The sequence below is a fragment of the Streptacidiphilus alkalitolerans genome (assembly GCF_042511045.1).
In the GTDB taxonomy this organism is placed as follows: Bacteria; Actinomycetota; Actinomycetes; order Streptomycetales; family Streptomycetaceae; genus Streptacidiphilus; species Streptacidiphilus alkalitolerans.
The window spans coordinates 15,091-29,828 of record NZ_JBHEZX010000008.1 but is presented as its reverse complement, the minus strand read 5'-3'; the positions used below and the strand labels follow the sequence as shown (position 1 = coordinate 29,828).

Below are 14,738 nucleotides of genomic sequence, written 5' to 3'. Positions count from 1 at the left end.
TCAGCTGTCGTAGTCGACGGTGAGGGTGTCGGAGACCGGGTAGGTCTGGCAGGTGAGCACGTAGCCCGCGTCGACCTCGGCCGGTTCCAGGGCGAAGTTGCGGCGCATCTCGGCCTCGCCGCCGGTCACCAGGGCGCGGCAGGTGCCGCACACGCCCCCCTTGCAGGCGAAGGGCAGGTCGGGGCGGCTGCGCTGGGCGCCGTCCAGGATCGACCGGCCGCGGGGCAGGGCGGCCGTGGTGGAGCGTCCGTCCAGGATCAGGGTGGCCTCGGTGACCGGGCCCTCGGGCGCGGCGTCCGGGTGCCGCAGCTCCACCACCGGGGCCTCGTCGGCGAAGAACAGCTCTTGGTGCACCCGGTCCGCGGGGACGCCGAGGCCGGTCAGCAGTTCCCGGGCGCCGAGCACCATCTCGTACGGCCCGCAGAGCCACCAGTGGTCCACCGTGTCCGGGTCGAGCAGCGCGGGCAGCAGGGCGGAGAGCCGGTCGGCGTCCAGCCGGCCGGACAGCAGTTCGGCCTCGCGCGGCTCGCGGGAGAGCACATGGGCCAGCTGGAACCGGTCCGGGTAGCGGTCCTTGAGGTCGGCCAGCTCGTCGGTGAACATCACCGTGTCGCTGCGCCGGTTGCCGTAGAGCAGGGTGACCTGCGAACGGTCGTCGGCGGCCAGCACCGAACCGGCGATCGACACCATCGGGGTGATCCCCGAACCGGCGGCGACCAGGACATGGCGTCCTGGCACGGTGAGGTCGGGGGTGAACGAGCCGACCGGCTCCAGCACCTCGATCACGTCCCCGGCCACGACCTGGTGCACCAGCCAGGAGGAGAACAGTCCGTCCGGCACCACCCTGACCCCGATCCTGGGCCGGGCCCCGGCCGGTGCGCAGATGGAGTAGGAGCGGCGCTCGTCCCGGCCGTCGACCTCCCGACGCAGCGTCAGCGACTGGCCCGGCGCGAAGGCGAAGGCCGCGGCCAGCTCGTCGGGGATCTCGAAGCTGACGGCGGCGGCGTCCTCGCACAGCGGCTCGACCCCGGCCACCCGCAGGGCGTGGAACACGGGACGGCGGCGGACCGGGGCGGCGGGGGCCTGGGGTGTGGCCTCCGTCGCGGCCTGGGCTGTGGCCTGGGTCGGGGCCGTCATCAGATCTCCTTGAAGTGCTCGAAGGGCTCGCGGCACGCGCGGCAGCGCCACAGCGCCTTGCAGGCCGTGCCGGAGAAGCGCGAGGTCTCCTCGGTGTCCGCGGAGCCGCAGCGCGGGCAGGACAGCGGGCGCCGGGTCGGCGACAGCACCAGCGGGACCGGTCCCGCCGGGTGCCGGGGAGCCGGACCGGGCGGGGCGATCCCGTGCTCGGCCAGGGCCCGGCGGCCGGCCGGGCTGATCCAGTCGGTGGTCCACGGCGGGTCGATGCTGGTACGGATCCGCACCTCGGCGAACCCGGCCGCGCGCAGCCGCCGGTCCACGTCGGCGCGCATCTCGGCCAGCGCCGGGCAGCCGGAGTAGGTGGGGGTGAGCACCGCGGTCACCGCCCCGTCCGGGTCCACCCGGACCGACCGGAGCACACCCAGGTCGGCCAGGGTGAGCATGGGCAGCTCGGGATCGGGTGCCTGCCCGGCGACGCCCAGCGCGTAGGCGGTGTCGTGCGGCGTGTCGTGGAGGGTGTCATGAAGGGTGTCGTTCACCAGGTCGCCTCCGGGTCCGCCCGGGCCACGCTCTGCAGCTCGGTGAGCAGCGGGGCGAGGTGATCGGTGTGCTGTCCGTCCCGGCCCGAGCCCGGCAGCGGTTCGGCCTCGGACAGCACCAGGCCGGCCGTCTCGGCCACCTGCCGCAGCACCGCCGCGAGCTGCTCCCGCACCTGCGGTTCGGCGGCGTTCAGCTCGTCCAGGTACGGGGCCACCCGGTCGAGCCCGGCCTGCATCCGCCGCGCCGACTCCTCGGTGCCGTCGCCCAGCCTGACCGCCCACTCGGCGGCGTAGAGGCGGTGGTAGCCCAGCTCCTTGAGGCCCTTGGCCGCGATCGCGGCCAGTACCGGGTCGGCCGAGGTCGCGGCCAACTGCTCGAAGACGGCCAGCCGCCAGGCCGAGAGCACCAGCAGCCGGGCGGTGGAGCAGGCGAAGTCGCCGTTGGGCAGCTCGGCCAGCCGGACGTTGCGGAACTCGGCCGGGTCGCGGAAGTAGGCGTAGGCGTCCTCGCCGCGTCCGCTGCCGTCGGCCTGCCCGGCCCGGGTGTAGAGCAGCCGGGCCTGTCCGAGCAGGTCGAGGCCGAGGTTGGCGAGTGCCACCTCCTCCTCCAGCTCGGGCGCCCTGGTGCACCACTCGGCCAGCCGCTGCGCCAGTACCAGCGCGTCGTCGCCGAGCGCCAGGCACTGGGCGGCCAGCGCCGCGCCGTCCAGGTCGGCGGGGACGGCCGGGTCCAGGCCCAGCAGCGGGTCCTCAAAACCGGTGCCGAAGGCCCAGTGGGCGGCGTCCCCGCCGGGATGCTCCTCGGCCAGGGTCAGGTACACATGGTCCTCGCTCATGCCCTGGCTCCTAGATGTGGGGGACGTCGTCGGGGATGTCGTAGAAGGTGGGGTGGCGGTAGACCTTGTCACCGCTGGGGGCGAAGAACGGGTCCTTCTCGTCCGGGGTGGACGCGGTGATCGCCGAGCTGCGCACCACCCAGATGCTGACGCCCTCGTTGCGCCGGGTGTAGAGGTCGCGGGCGTGGGTCAGCGCCATCCGGTCGTCGGCGGCGTGCAGCGAGCCCACGTGGACGTGGTTCAGGCCGCGCTTCCCGCGCACGAACACCTCGTACAGCGGCCACTCGGCCTTCGACTGCCCGCTCATGCCGCCGTCCCTTCCTGTGCCTGTGCCTGCCCTTGTGTCGCCGCCGCTGCCCCCGCCGCGCGGGCGGCCTGCTTCGCGGCGTACGCGCTCGCCGCCTCGCGGACCCAGGCCCCGTCCTCGTGCGCCGCACGGCGCCGGGACACCCGCTCGGCGTTGCGGGGGCCGTCGCCCGCGATCACCCGCTGCAGCTCGGACCAGTCCGGGGTGCCGAAGTCGTGCCGACCCCGTTCCTCGTTCCAGCGCAGCTCCGGATCCGGCAGCCGCACCCCCAGCCGCTCGGCCTGAGGGACCGTCATATCGACGAAGCGCTGCCGCAGTTCGTCATTGGTGTGGCGCTTGATCTTCCAGGCCATGGACTGCGCCGAGTTGGGCGAGTCGCCGTCCGGGGGGCCGAACATCATCAGCGAGGGCCACCACCAGCGGTCCACCGCGTCCTGCACCATGGCCCGCTGGCCCTCGGTGCCGCGCATCATGGTCAGCAGCAGTTCGTAGCCCTGGCGCTGGTGGAAGGACTCCTCCTTGCAGACCCGGACCATCGCCCGTGCGTACGGGCCGAAGGAGCTGCGGCACAGCGGCACCTGGTTGCAGATCGCCGCCCCGTCCACGAACCAGCCGATGACGCCGACGTCGGCGTAGGTCGGGGTGGGGTAGTTGAAGATCGAGGAGTACTTCTGCCGCCCCTCGATCAGCCGCTCGGTCAGATCCGCCCGGTCCGCGCCCAGGGTCTCGGCGGCCGAGTAGAGGTAGAGCCCGTGCCCGGCCTCGTCCTGGACCTTGGCGAACAGGATGGCCTTGCGGCGCAGCGAGGGCGCGCGGGTGATCCAGTCGCCCTCCGGCTGCATGCCGATGATCTCCGAGTGGGCGTGCTGGGCGATCTGCCGGATCAGCGTCCTGCGGTAGCCGTCCGGCATCCAGTCGCGGGGCTCCACCCGGTGGTCCCTCGCGATGGTGTCGTCGAACTGCCGCTGGAGCGGTTCGGCGGTGTCTGGTGCCGTCATGCCCCCAAACTAACCGAATGTTCGGTCGGCTAGCAAGAGCGCCTGCCCGAGGCGCGGCCGGGACGCGTCCTCGGAAGCGGCCCGGGACAGCGGCGAACCGCCGCCCCGGGCGCCCCGAGGGACGCGTCAGCAGCCCGGGATCCTGGGCAGCCCCGCGGTGTCCACGGCATGGGACGGGTCGCTCAGAGCATTGGCCTGGCTGCTGGTCAGCGGCGCGTAGCTGTGGTCCCGCAGGTCGATCAGGACCGAGCGCTCGTCCGTCCCACTGTCCGTGATCGGCTGCCCCTTCGCCTCGAAGACACCGACCGCGTAGTCCGCCGCGAGCGGGGTCACCCCGGCGACGAAGTAGCCGCTGGGCGCGGTGACCCGCAGCACGGACGGGGTGCCCTGCCACCAGAGGTCCCAACTGGCCGGACCCTTCCCGATCTCCTTGCCCGCCGCGTCCTTGACCGGTGTGGTGCCCTCGCCCCAGCTGAACGCCGGGCCGCTGCCGGTGTTCGACCCCCAGCTCCCGTGCGTCCGCAGGAACGCCTTCAGCGCGTCCGGCACCGCCATCGGCGTTCCGCCGCTGAGCGAGACCGTCCTGGGCACACTGCCCTTGTCGAGGACCAGCATGGTGTCGCCGAGGAACGCCCGGACGCTGCCACCCGGATCCTGGTCGCTGCCGGAGGACAGGTCGACCAGATGGCTCTTCAGGTTGTCGCCGTACATCCCCTCGGCCGAGAACGTCGAGCTGTCCCAGGCCACCCGGCCGGACCCGGCCACCCAGGTGCTCAGCTGCTGGGTGGGCTGGTGCGCCGCGGCCATCAGCGTCCTGGTCACACCGGTGGAGGCGTTCCAGGCATACAGGCCGAGGGTGTTGACGTAGTGGTGGTCGTCCGGGGTCAGCGCCAGGACCAGCCAGGTTCCGTCGAAGCTGCCGGACACCGACCAGTTCGTCGTGGTGAACCCGGCCGGGATCGCCGGCAGCGTCAGCACCGTGCTGCGGTTCCTGAACCGGTCGGTCAGCTGCAGGATCCGGTTGCCCTGCTGGACGAACACCCGCGATCCGTCCGGCGCCGCCGCGACCAGGGTCATCCCCTTGGGCAGGGCGTTCGCCGGGTCGGCCAGCGCCGTCGCCCAGCCCGTCGGCAGCGGCACCCGGCACAGCGGGGCCGGCTTGGCCGGGACCGGCGGGTGCGCCGAGCGGTCCAGGCCGAGCAGCGCTCCCCCGGTCACCGCCAGCGCGACGGCCAGCGCTCCCGCCGCGGCCCGCCGCCGACGGCTCCGCCGGACCTTCGAGATCACCAGGGCGGCCGGCGAGTGGCTCGCCGGACGGTCCTCCACCAGGGCGTTCAACTGGGCGCGCAGCGCCACCTCTGCATCGTGCTCGGACATTACGCCTCCCGCGTCAGCTGAGCGGTTCCCGCGTCGGAGCGCAGTTTCGCCAGGGCTCGGGACGCCTGGCTGCGCACGGTCGCCGCGGAGCAGTCGAGCAGATGTGCGGTCTGCTCCACGGACAGGTCCTCGTAGTACCGCAGCACCACCACGGCACGCTGCCGTCGCGGCAACTGCCGCAACGCCCGGGACAGCACGTCCCGGCTGCCCACCGCGCCGGTGAAGTCCGGGGCGGCCCCGGCCGGCTCCGGCAGCTCCTCCTGGGCGGACTCGCCGTGCCAGCGGCGGCGCATCGAGGTGAGGAAGAGGTTCAGCATGATCCGCTGGGTGTAGGCGAGCGCGGAGTCCGCGGCCACCACCCGGCGCCACTGCCGGTAGACCTTCATCAGCGTGGCCTGCACCAGATCCTCGGCCGAATGCCAGTCGCCGGTCAGCAGTCGCGCCGACCTGGTCAGCTGGCTGTGCGTCTCGGCGACGAACTCCGTGAATGCGACATCGTCCGTGGTCACATCCCGCCCCCCGTTCCCCCGGCCTCCCCTGCGGAGCCCCTTCAGCTACTCGGACAACCTGGCCGACAGCAAACGCTGCATCCTGTCATCCCTGATCAGCTCGCCACTCATCAGCCGAGGTCGGTGCCGGCCTCGGAGCCGAGCCCCTGCGCGTCGGGACGGCGGGCCAGCCGCCGGTCCAGGGGCTGGGACCAGTGCGTCCCGGCATGGGCGTCCATGGTGTCCAGGCGCACCCGCAGGGCGGCGGACTGCTCCGGGCTGCAGAGCCAGGCCAGGCGTTCGAACAGCGCCCGCAGCCGGCGCTGGACCTGGATGCTGTCGGCGGCGAAGTGCCGGATCTCGTCCGTGCCCACGCAGACGTAGTCCGCCCAGGTGCGGACCGGGTACCGCAGCAGCGCGTCGCCGCTCATGCCCGCACCGCTGGGGGCAGCCGGGATCAGCAGCACCAGCAGGTCCTCGATGTGGTCCAATGCCTGGACGGCGCGGGCCGGGTCGTTGATCGCCGGGGAGAGCGCCTTGAGCGCGATGTCCACCAGGGTCCGCAGCGCACCGGCCGGGTCCGCCTCGGGGCTGTAGCACTCGGCGAACAGCAGGCAGTCGAGCAGTCGGCGCTCGCTGACCGCGCTCCTGGCCCCTGCGGCGCCATGGACCAGGAACACCGTGCTGCGCAGCGCGACGAAGTCCCCGGAGTGGGCGCAGAGCTCCAGGCCGACGCCCCAGCGCTCGGCCAGCCGGCGCAGCCGGGGCTCGTTCCAGGCCAGCAGCACCTGCCCGGTACGCGGGGCCCGGTCCAGCACGATCTCCGCGGCCTCGGGGTCGGCCTCGGGCAGCGGCAGGGTGGGGACCGGGGCCAGCCGCCGCACCGCCCGGCTCCCCCGCTCGCCCACCCAGCGCAGCAGTGCGCTGGAGTTGAGCACCAGCACCACCCGGGCCACCAGCGCGAAGAACAGGCAGGCCGAGACGATGGTCAGGCCCAGCGCGAAGAGCGTGGACAGCACCGGCCGGTAGTCCTCCTGACGGACCGCCAGCCGGATCGCGATCAGCAGCGAGTAGAGGAAGGTGGCCATGAAGGTGCCCATGGCCCAGCGCATCACCCGGTCCTGCTGCAGCATCGGCACCACCCGCAGCGACAGCTGGGTCGCACCGAACTGCATGGCCAGGGTGATCGCGGTGAAGACCAGGCCGGTGAGGGTGATCATGCTCCCGGCGATGGACCCGAGCAGGGTCGCCATGCTCCCGGCGTCCAGCAGCGGGAAGATCTTCTCGCCGTACTCCTGCTCGGCCTGGTGCAGGGTGCGGTCCAGCGCGGGCATGGCCCAGGACAGCACACAGGCCGCGGCCAGCAGGATCACCGGCAGCGTCCAGGGCCGCCGCTGCCGCAGCCGCCGCCGGGTTCCGCGCCACCGGGCGCCCGGAACCGGGATCACCTGGCCCCGGCCCTTGCCTCAGCCGCTGCCGCCGCTGCCGCCTCGGCCCGTGCGTCGGCCTTCAGATGCGGCGGCGCCAGCGCCCGCAGGGCGTGGAAGCCGGCCAGCACCACGATCGTGCCCAGCGCGATCCCGCCCAGCTGGAAGTTCTTGCCGATCTCCAGGGTGACGCCGCCGATGCCGACGATCACCCCGGCCGCGACCGGTACCAGGTTGATCGGGTTGGCCAGGTCGACCCGGTTGCGGATCCAGATCTGCGCGCCCAGCAGCCCGATCATTCCGTACAGCACCACGGTGATCCCGCCCAGCACCGCGCCGGGGACCGCGGCGACCACCGCGCCGAACTTCGGGCAGAGCCCGAACAGCAGCGCGAAGCAGGCCGCGGCCCAGTACGCGGCGGTGGAGTAGATCCGGGTCGCCGCCATCACCCCGATGTTCTCCGCGTAGGTGGTCGTGGCCGGCCCGCCCAGCGAGGTGGACAGGACGGTGGCCGCACCGTCCGCCGCGATCGCCGTGCCCAGCTCGTCGTCCAGCGGCTGGCCGGTCATCTCGCCCACGGCCTTCACATGGCCCGCGTTCTCCGCGATCAGCGCGATCACCACCGGCAGCGCCACCACGATCGCGGAGGTACTGAAGCTGGGGCCGTGGAAGTGCGGCAGCCCGAGCCAGGCCGCCCGGCCGACCGCCGAGAGGTCGAGCCGCCAATGGTCCGTCAGTTTCCCTGCGGCGTCGACCGAGTGGATCCTGCCGAAGACCCGGTCCAGCCCCCAGGACAGCAGATAGCCGAACACCAGGCCGAGGAAGATGGCGATCCGGGACCAGAAGCCTCGTAGCGCCACCAGTGCGAACCCGGTGAACAGCATGGTGGCCAGCGCGGTCCACTGGTCCTGCGGCCAGTAGGTGCCCGCGGCCACCGGGGCCAGGTTGAACCCGATCAGCATCACCACCGCGCCGGTCACCACCGGCGGCAGCACCGCGTGGATCACCCGCGCGCCCAGCGCCCGCACCACGAGGCCGCAGGCCAGCAGCAGCGCGCCGACACAGAGCAGCGCCCCGGTCACCGTGGCGGTCGACCCGCCCTGGGCCCGGATCACCGCCGCCACGCCCACGAAGGAGAGACTGCTGCCCAGATAGCTGGGCACCCTGCCCCGGGTCGCCAGCAGGAACAGCACGGTGGCGACCCCGGACATCATGATCGCCAGATTGGGGTCGAGACCCATCAGCACCGGCGCCACGAACGAGGCCCCGAACATCGCCACCACGTGCTGCGCGCCCAGGCCGACCGTCCGCACCCAGCTCAGCCGCTCGTCCGGACGCACCACCGCCCCGGGCAGCGGCGGGCGTCCCCCGTTGTGCAGCTTCCAGCCGAGACCCCAGTCCATCCCGTGCTCCCTGCACCCGTCCCGGCCCTCACGTCATGATCACGCTAGGCGAGCCGCGGCTCCTCCCGGCGGACCCGGTCGGCGTGGCCCGGCGCCGGGTCCTCCGGGCAGCGCAACGGGGGTCGGCCCGGCGAGCCGCCGCGGCGTCAGTCGCGCTCCAGGCCGAGCGGCGCGGCGAGCGCGGTGCGCAGCCAGGACTCGATGCCGGCCACATGGACGGTGGCCCAGGACCGGGCCAGATTGCCGTCGTGGGCGCGGATCGCGTCGTAGATGGCCCGGTGCTCGGCCAGAGTCCGGTCCAGCGCGCCGCGTTCGGTCATCCCGCGCCAGACCCGGGCCCGGATGGTCGGCGCGGACATGTTGTCCACCAGCGAGGCCAGCACCGGGTTCCCGGCGCCGAGCGCGATCAGCCGGTGGAACTCCAGGTCGGCCGCGACCAGTTCCTCGACCGGGGTGCTGCTGGTGACGCTCTCCAGCACCTTGCCCAGTTCGGTGCAGTCCGCGTCGGACATCCGCGCGGCGGCCAGCGCCGTCGCGGAGGGTTCCAGGATCCGGCGCACCTCCAGGAAGTCCAGCACGGTGTCGTCCCGGTGGAAGTCGACGATGAAGCTCAGCGCCTCCAGCAGCAGCGAGGGCGCCAGGCTGGTCGCGTAGGTGCCGTCGCCCTGGCGCACGTCCAGCACATTGACCAGGGTCAGCGCCTTGACCGCCTCCCGCAGCGAGTTGCGGGAGAGGCCGAGCTCGGCGGCCAGGTCCGCCTCGCGCGGCAGCTTCTCGCCCGGGCGCACCCGGCCCGAGATGATCATTTCCTTGATCTTGCCGATCGCTTCGTCCGTGAGCGCCACGCCCGCCTCCGCCACCCCTCGCTGTATGAAGAACCCGCCCCGCCGGCCGCCGTGCTACTCGGCCGTCGCCTCCCCACCGATCACCCGGGCCAGGAACAGCGCGAAGAGGATCACCCCGCCGTCGATCGCCTCGATCCAGTAGTTCGAGACGTTCGCCAGGTCCAGTATGTTCTGGACCAGGCCCAGCAGGATCACCCCGGTGGCCGCGCCGACCATGTTGCCGCGTCCGCCCTTCAGGCTGACACCGCCGATGACCGCCGCCGCGAACACCGAGAAGATCAGGCCCTCGCCGTAGCCCTGCTGGCCGGTGACGGCGGACACCCGGCCCGCCTCCATCAGCCCGCCGAGCGCGGCCAGCACACTGCCCGCCACGTAGACGCCGATCCTGACCCGGTCCACCTTGATGCCCGCGGCCCGCGCGGCGGCCGGGTTGCCGCCGACCGCGTAGATGGCCCGGCCGGTGCGGTGGTAGCGCAGGAACAGTCCGACCAGGACGAAGATGACCGCGGCGACCACCAGCGACACCGACACCTTGCCGAAGGAGGCGGCGCCGAGGTAGCTGAACGTGGTCGGCAGCCCGAACAGGGTCTGCGCCTTGACGATGCCGTTCTGCAGCCCCGCCAGCACGATCGTCATGCCCAGGGTGACGATGAAGCCGTTCAGCCTGCCCTTGACGATGAGCAGGCCGTTGACCAGCCCGACCAGCGCGCCGACGGCGAGCAGCACCACGATGCCGAGGTAGGGGTCCAGCTTCCAGCCGTTGCCGAACGCGGTGACCGGCAGGATCAGCCAGGCCGCGACCATGGGCGCGAGTCCGTAGGTCGACTCCAGCGACAGGTCCATCCCGCCGATCAGCAGGATCAGGCTCTCGCCGACCACCACCACGCCGAGCGCGGAGACCTGCTGGCCGATCCCGGCGATATTGGAGACGGTGAAGAACACCGGGCTGACCAGGGCGCCGACCACCAGCAGCAGTCCCAGCACCGGCAGCAGCGCCACCTCGCGCAGGGCGCCGACGTTGAGGTCGCGCAGTCGTTGGGCGAGCCCGGGGGCGCGCCCGCCCTGCGCCTGGGCCTTCTCGGCGCCGTCCCTGCCGTCGCGCTGCTCCGGGACCGCGGGGGCCTCCGGGTCCGGTGCCTGGCTCGTGTCGGGGGTCGACTGGGAGAACACGCTCCTGCCTCCTTTGCGTTCGCTCATCGCGGATCAACTCCATCTGTGTCCTGCTGGTCGACCACCCGGGCGTTGGCGCCAAGGCCCTCGGTCGCCACGATCAACTCGTCCCGGTCGAACGGTGGTTCGGTGAACTCGGTGAAGACCTCGCCGCGCACCAGCACGATCACCCGGTCGCACAGCACCAGGTCGGAGAGCTCGTCGCTGCAGAGCAGCACCCCGGCGCCGGTGGTCCTGGCCACGTCCGCCAGCGAGCTCAGCAGCAGCGCCTTGGAGGCGACGTCGACCCCTCGGGTCGGTGTGATCGCCACCACCACCCCGGGGTCGTGCGCCAGCGTCCTGGCCACGGTGACCTTCTGCTGGTTGCCGCCGGAGAGCTCGCCGACCGGTTGCCCCGGGCTGGCCGCGACCAGCGAGAGCGCCCTGGTCAACGGTTCCGCCGCGGCCGTCCGCCGGCCCGGCCGGAGCACCCCGAACCGGTCCGCCAGCCGCTCGGTGATGGTCATGGTGACGTTCTCGGCCACGCCGAGGTGCGCGACGAAGCCCTCGGCCAGCCGGTCCTCGGGGACGTAGCCGACCCCGGCCCGCTGGGCCAGGTCCCGGCGGCCCGACCGGACTGTTTGGCCCCGCACGCTGACCCTGCCGCCCTGGTAGGGCACGGCGCCGGCCACCACCCGGCCCAGGGTGGCCACCCCGGCGCTGAGCAGCCCGGTGACCCCGACCACCTCGCCGGGGGCGACCGTCAGCGAGACCCCGGACAGCCGGCCCCGGGCCGAGGCCGCGGTCAACTCCTCGACCCGGAGCACCGGTTCGGCCTCGGTGTCGACCGCCTGCTCCCGCGCCGCCGGACGTTCGGCCACCGGGGCGGTGCCGACCATGGCCGCGACCAGCTGCTCCCGGCCGAGGTCCGCGGTCGGCGCCGAGAGCACCAACTGGCCGTCGCGGAGCACCGCGACGTCCTGGCAGATCTCGAAGACCTCCTCCAGATGGTGCGAGATGTAGAGGACGGCGACCCCGCCGTCCACCAGTCGGCGCACCCGCTCGAACAGCCGCCGCACCGCGTCGCGTTCCAGCGCCGCGGTCGGCTCGTCCAGCAGCACGCAGCGGGCGCCCCGGGCCAGCGCCCGGGCGATCTCGACGATCTGCAGTTCCTCCACGCTGAGGTCCCGGCAGAAGGCCTCGGCCTCGATCTCATAGCCCCACTCGGCCATGATCTCCCTGGTGCGGGCCCGCATCTCGCGCCAGCCGACGACCCGGCCGACGTCGCCGAGGAAGACGTTCTCGGCGACCGTCAGATCCGGTACCACCATGGAGTGCTGGAACACGGTGGAGATCCAGTCCCGCCACCGCGCCACCTCGCCGACCGGCGGCGCGGGCTCGCCGTCGAAGCGCACCGTGCCGCCGTCCGGCGCGAGCAGCCCGGACAGGATCGACACCAGCGTGGACTTGCCGGCGCCGTTCCGGCCGACCAGGCCGAGGCAGCGCCCGGCCTCGATCGACAGGTCGACGCCGCGCAGCGCCCGGGTGCTGCCGAACCGTTTGTCGATGCCGCTGACCTGGACCAGCGGCGGGCTGGTGGTGACCATCCGCTCTTGCCCCTTCCGTGCTTCGATGGCTACGAGGTGGAATTCACGAAGTGGTACCTACGAGGTCGTGTTGCAGACGCCGCCGTGCGTGGCGCCGTAGACATTGCCCCAGAGCGAACTGTCGCTGACCGCCGTGGAGGTCAGGCCGGACGGGAATCCGGGCTGGGCCGCGCTCAGGGTCAGCGGCTGCTCGGCCTTGGTCACGAAGGGCGCGACGATCGGGTCCGAGAGGTTGGTGTCGCCCTGGTAGGTGACGTTCTGCAGGGTGGGCGCACCGCCGCCGGGCTGCCCCGCCGCCAGTTTGACCCCCTTGGCCGCGTCGACCGCGTAGGTCAGCGCCCACTTGGCGTAGAGGTCGGCCGGCTGCGACTGGGAGGCGTCCACGGTGCCCTTGCCGATGTCGCACATCTCGAACGGCACACCGTCGTCGCTGACCAGCAGCACGTGGTTGGGCGAACCCGCCCCCAGGCCCTTCTTGTCCAGCAGCGGGATGATCCCGGTGTCGGGGCTGGACCACTGCGAGTAGATGGCCTTGAGCTTGGAGCCGTAGGCGTTGATCGCGTTCTGGGCGTCGGTGACGGCGGTGGCGTCGTTCCACTGGGTGGGCTTCTTCAGCACGGTGACGCCGGGTGCGTTCGCGGCCATGCAGGCGTCGAAGGCGTTGGTCCGGTCCGCGCCGTTGGACGAGGTGAGGTCGCCCTCCAGGTCCATCACATAACCGGAGGTCACCTTGGACGCGATGAAGGCGCAGGCGTCCTGCCCGTACAGGGTGTTGGACGCGCGGACCACCATGTAGACGTGCCCGCTGCTGACCACGGTGTCCACCGAGATCAGCTGGACGTGGTGCGCGGTGGCGTAGGCGATGGCCGGGCCGAGGCTGGCGGCCGTCTCCGGGTTCACCACGATGGCCTGGGCGCCCTCGTTGACCAGGGTCTGGATCTGGTTGTTCTGCAGGCTCGCGTCGGACCCGGCCAGCAGCGGGCCGAGCAGCTTGATGTTCATGTCCTTGGCGTACTGCTGCTCGTAGTTGACGTAGGCGGACCAGAACGCGGTGTTGTTGAAGGTCAGATCGACACCGATCTTGATCTGTGCCGATCCCGACCCGCCGCCGGCGGCAGCAGTACCGGTACTGCCGCCGGACCCGCAGGCGGCGAGGAGCAGGGTGCCGGCCGCGGCACAGGCCGCTGTCGCCAGAAGACGCTTTCTGTTCATGTCTCTCCCATCATGCGCATGTGGACTCGGGGTGGGGTGTGGTCAGGCGCGGATGGCCTGCCAGACCGAGCCGTAGGGGAAGCTGTGCGCCCGGAGGGATCCGGGCTTCAGGGTGGACGAGAAGCCGGGCTCGGTCGGGGCCAGGTAGTGGCCGCGGACGATCCTGGCGGGGTCCTCGAAGTGCTCGTGCAGGTGGTCCACGTACTCGATCACCCGGTCCTCGGTGCTGGCCGAGACCGCGACGTAGTCGAACATCGCCAGGTGCTGGACCAGTTCGCACAGGCCGACGCCGCCCGCGTGCGGGCACACCGGGATCCCGAACTTGGCTGCCAGCAGCAGGATCGCGATGTTCTCGTTGACTCCGGCCACCCGGCAGGCGTCGATCTGCAGGAAGTCCACCGCGCCGGCCTGCAGCAGTTGCTTGAACACCACGCGGTTGGCCACGTGCTCGCCCACCGCGATCCTGACCGGCGCCGCCGCCCGCCGGATCTCGGCGAGCCCCAGCACCTCGTCCGGGCTGGTGGGCTCCTCGACCCAGTACGGGTCCCAGGGAGCCAGCGCCTTGATCGCCTCGACCGCCTCAGGGACGCTCCAGCGCTGGTTGGCGTCGACCGCGATCCTGATCCCGGGGCCGACCGCGTCCCTGGCCAGCGCCATCCGCCGGGCGTCGTCCGCCCGGTCGGCGCCGACCTTCAGCTTGATCTGGGTGAAGCCGTCCGCGACGGCCTCCCGTGACAGCCGTACCAGCTTCTGGTCGGAGTAGCCGATCCAGCCGGGCGTGGTCGTATAGGCCGGGTAGCCGGTCTGTTGCAGGGCCTCGATCCGCTGCTCCCGGCCGTTCCGGCCGGCCCGGAGGATGTCCAGCGCCTCGTCCCGGGTCAGCGCGTCCTCCAGGTAGCGGAAGTCGAGCAGATCCACGATCTGATCCGGCGTCATATCGCTGAGCAGCCGCCACAACGGCTTTCCGGCGAGCTTCGCGGCGAGGTCCCAGGCCGCGTTCACCACGGTGCCGATGGCCATGTGGATCACGCCCTTCTCCGGTCCCAGCCACCGGAGTTGGCTGTCGCCGACCAGGTCGGCGCTGAAGCCGCCGAGGTCGCGGACCAGCTCGTCGACCGACCGTCCGACCACATGCGGACGGAGTGCCTCGATCGCCGCGACCACCACCTCGTTGCCGCGCCCGATGGTGAAGCAGAGCCCGTGGCCCTGCGGGCCCGGCAGGTCGGTGCGCAGAACCGCGTAGGCAGCCGAGTAGTCCGGGTCCGGGTTCATCGCATCCGAGCCGTCGTGCTGGAGCGAGGTCGGGAACCGGATGTCCTGGCATTCGAGCGCCACGATGCGCGCACCCTGCGTCACAAGGAGCTCCTCACTCTGTAAAGGTCGGATCTATATAGGTCGGATGTATACGCGTCG

The 14,738-nt window shown here is 72.1% G+C and carries 14 protein-coding genes; all 14 read right to left on the bottom strand.

Annotated features, from left to right (window positions below):
• The gene (gene paaE, locus ACEZDG_RS19405) at positions 1-1,137 is read right to left on the bottom strand and encodes a 1,2-phenylacetyl-CoA epoxidase subunit PaaE (protein WP_380511068.1); all 1,137 of its coding nucleotides are present in this window, start codon (positions 1,135-1,137) and stop codon (positions 1-3) included.
• Entirely contained in the window at positions 1,137-1,619 is a 483-nt protein-coding gene (paaD, locus tag ACEZDG_RS19400) for a 1,2-phenylacetyl-CoA epoxidase subunit PaaD (RefSeq protein WP_380511867.1), read from the bottom strand. Before paaD ends, paaE begins: the two co-directional genes overlap by 1 nt.
• A 53-nt stretch (positions 1,620-1,672) precedes the next feature.
• Positions 1,673-2,512, bottom strand: a complete 840-nt coding sequence (paaC, locus tag ACEZDG_RS19395; protein ID WP_380511065.1) for a 1,2-phenylacetyl-CoA epoxidase subunit PaaC — start codon at positions 2,510-2,512, stop codon at positions 1,673-1,675.
• 10 nt (positions 2,513-2,522) lie between these two features.
• Entirely contained in the window at positions 2,523-2,819 is a 297-nt protein-coding gene (gene paaB, locus ACEZDG_RS19390; RefSeq protein ID WP_380511062.1) for a 1,2-phenylacetyl-CoA epoxidase subunit PaaB, read from the bottom strand.
• The gene (gene paaA, locus ACEZDG_RS19385) at positions 2,816-3,817 is read right to left on the bottom strand and encodes a 1,2-phenylacetyl-CoA epoxidase subunit PaaA (protein ID WP_380511059.1); all 1,002 of its coding nucleotides are present in this window, start codon (positions 3,815-3,817) and stop codon (positions 2,816-2,818) included. Before paaA ends, paaB begins: the two co-directional genes overlap by 4 nt.
• A gap of 126 nt (positions 3,818-3,943) precedes the next feature.
• Positions 3,944-5,194 carry a hypothetical protein gene (locus ACEZDG_RS19380; RefSeq protein ID WP_380511056.1) on the bottom strand — a complete coding sequence of 417 codons (1,251 nt, stop codon included), beginning with the start codon at positions 5,192-5,194 and terminating at the stop codon, positions 3,944-3,946.
• A complete protein-coding gene (locus ACEZDG_RS19375) occupies positions 5,194-5,703 on the bottom strand; it encodes a SigE family RNA polymerase sigma factor (protein ID WP_380511053.1) in 510 nt (169 codons plus the stop codon). Before ACEZDG_RS19375 ends, ACEZDG_RS19380 begins: the two co-directional genes overlap by 1 nt.
• Before the next feature lie 110 nt (positions 5,704-5,813).
• Entirely contained in the window at positions 5,814-7,130 is a 1,317-nt protein-coding gene (locus ACEZDG_RS19370; protein ID WP_380511050.1) for a DUF2254 domain-containing protein, read from the bottom strand.
• Positions 7,127-8,512 carry a uracil-xanthine permease family protein gene (locus ACEZDG_RS19365; RefSeq protein ID WP_380511048.1) on the bottom strand — a complete coding sequence of 462 codons (1,386 nt, stop codon included), beginning with the start codon at positions 8,510-8,512 and terminating at the stop codon, positions 7,127-7,129. The genes ACEZDG_RS19370 and ACEZDG_RS19365 overlap by 4 nt, the downstream gene beginning before the upstream one ends.
• A 146-nt stretch (positions 8,513-8,658) precedes the next feature.
• The gene (locus ACEZDG_RS19360) at positions 8,659-9,357 is read right to left on the bottom strand and encodes a FadR/GntR family transcriptional regulator (protein ID WP_380511045.1); all 699 of its coding nucleotides are present in this window, start codon (positions 9,355-9,357) and stop codon (positions 8,659-8,661) included.
• A gap of 54 nt (positions 9,358-9,411) precedes the next feature.
• Positions 9,412-10,527 carry an ABC transporter permease gene (locus tag ACEZDG_RS19355; RefSeq protein WP_380511042.1) on the bottom strand — a complete coding sequence of 372 codons (1,116 nt, stop codon included), beginning with the start codon at positions 10,525-10,527 and terminating at the stop codon, positions 9,412-9,414.
• Between the two features lie 23 nt (positions 10,528-10,550).
• Positions 10,551-12,113, bottom strand: a complete 1,563-nt coding sequence (locus ACEZDG_RS19350) for a sugar ABC transporter ATP-binding protein (protein WP_380511039.1) — start codon at positions 12,111-12,113, stop codon at positions 10,551-10,553.
• A 57-nt stretch (positions 12,114-12,170) separates the two neighbouring features.
• Entirely contained in the window at positions 12,171-13,325 is a 1,155-nt protein-coding gene (locus tag ACEZDG_RS19345) for a sugar ABC transporter substrate-binding protein (RefSeq protein WP_380511037.1), read from the bottom strand.
• 42 nt (positions 13,326-13,367) lie between these two features.
• Positions 13,368-14,681 carry an enolase C-terminal domain-like protein gene (locus ACEZDG_RS19340; protein ID WP_380511034.1) on the bottom strand — a complete coding sequence of 438 codons (1,314 nt, stop codon included), beginning with the start codon at positions 14,679-14,681 and terminating at the stop codon, positions 13,368-13,370.
• Between the last annotated feature and the right edge of the window lie 57 nt (positions 14,682-14,738).

What these genes read in the sequence shown, in the direction of transcription:
- paaB (WP_380511062.1), bottom strand. Translation starts at nt 2,819, where the DNA reads ATGAGCGGGCAGTCGAAGGCCGAGTGGCCGCTGTACGAGGTGTTCGTG.
- ACEZDG_RS19365 (WP_380511048.1), bottom strand. Translation starts at nt 8,512, where the DNA reads ATGGACTGGGGTCTCGGCTGGAAGCTGCACAACGGGGGACGCCCGCCG.
- paaE (WP_380511068.1), bottom strand. Translation starts at nt 1,137, where the DNA reads ATGACGGCCCCGACCCAGGCCACAGCCCAGGCCGCGACGGAGGCCACA.
- ACEZDG_RS19345 (WP_380511037.1), bottom strand. Translation starts at nt 13,325, where the DNA reads ATGAACAGAAAGCGTCTTCTGGCGACAGCGGCCTGTGCCGCGGCCGGC.
- paaA (WP_380511059.1), bottom strand. Translation starts at nt 3,817, where the DNA reads ATGACGGCACCAGACACCGCCGAACCGCTCCAGCGGCAGTTCGACGAC.
- paaC (WP_380511065.1), bottom strand. Translation starts at nt 2,512, where the DNA reads ATGAGCGAGGACCATGTGTACCTGACCCTGGCCGAGGAGCATCCCGGC.
- ACEZDG_RS19350 (WP_380511039.1), bottom strand. Translation starts at nt 12,113, where the DNA reads ATGGTCACCACCAGCCCGCCGCTGGTCCAGGTCAGCGGCATCGACAAA.
- ACEZDG_RS19380 (WP_380511056.1), bottom strand. Translation starts at nt 5,194, where the DNA reads ATGTCCGAGCACGATGCAGAGGTGGCGCTGCGCGCCCAGTTGAACGCC.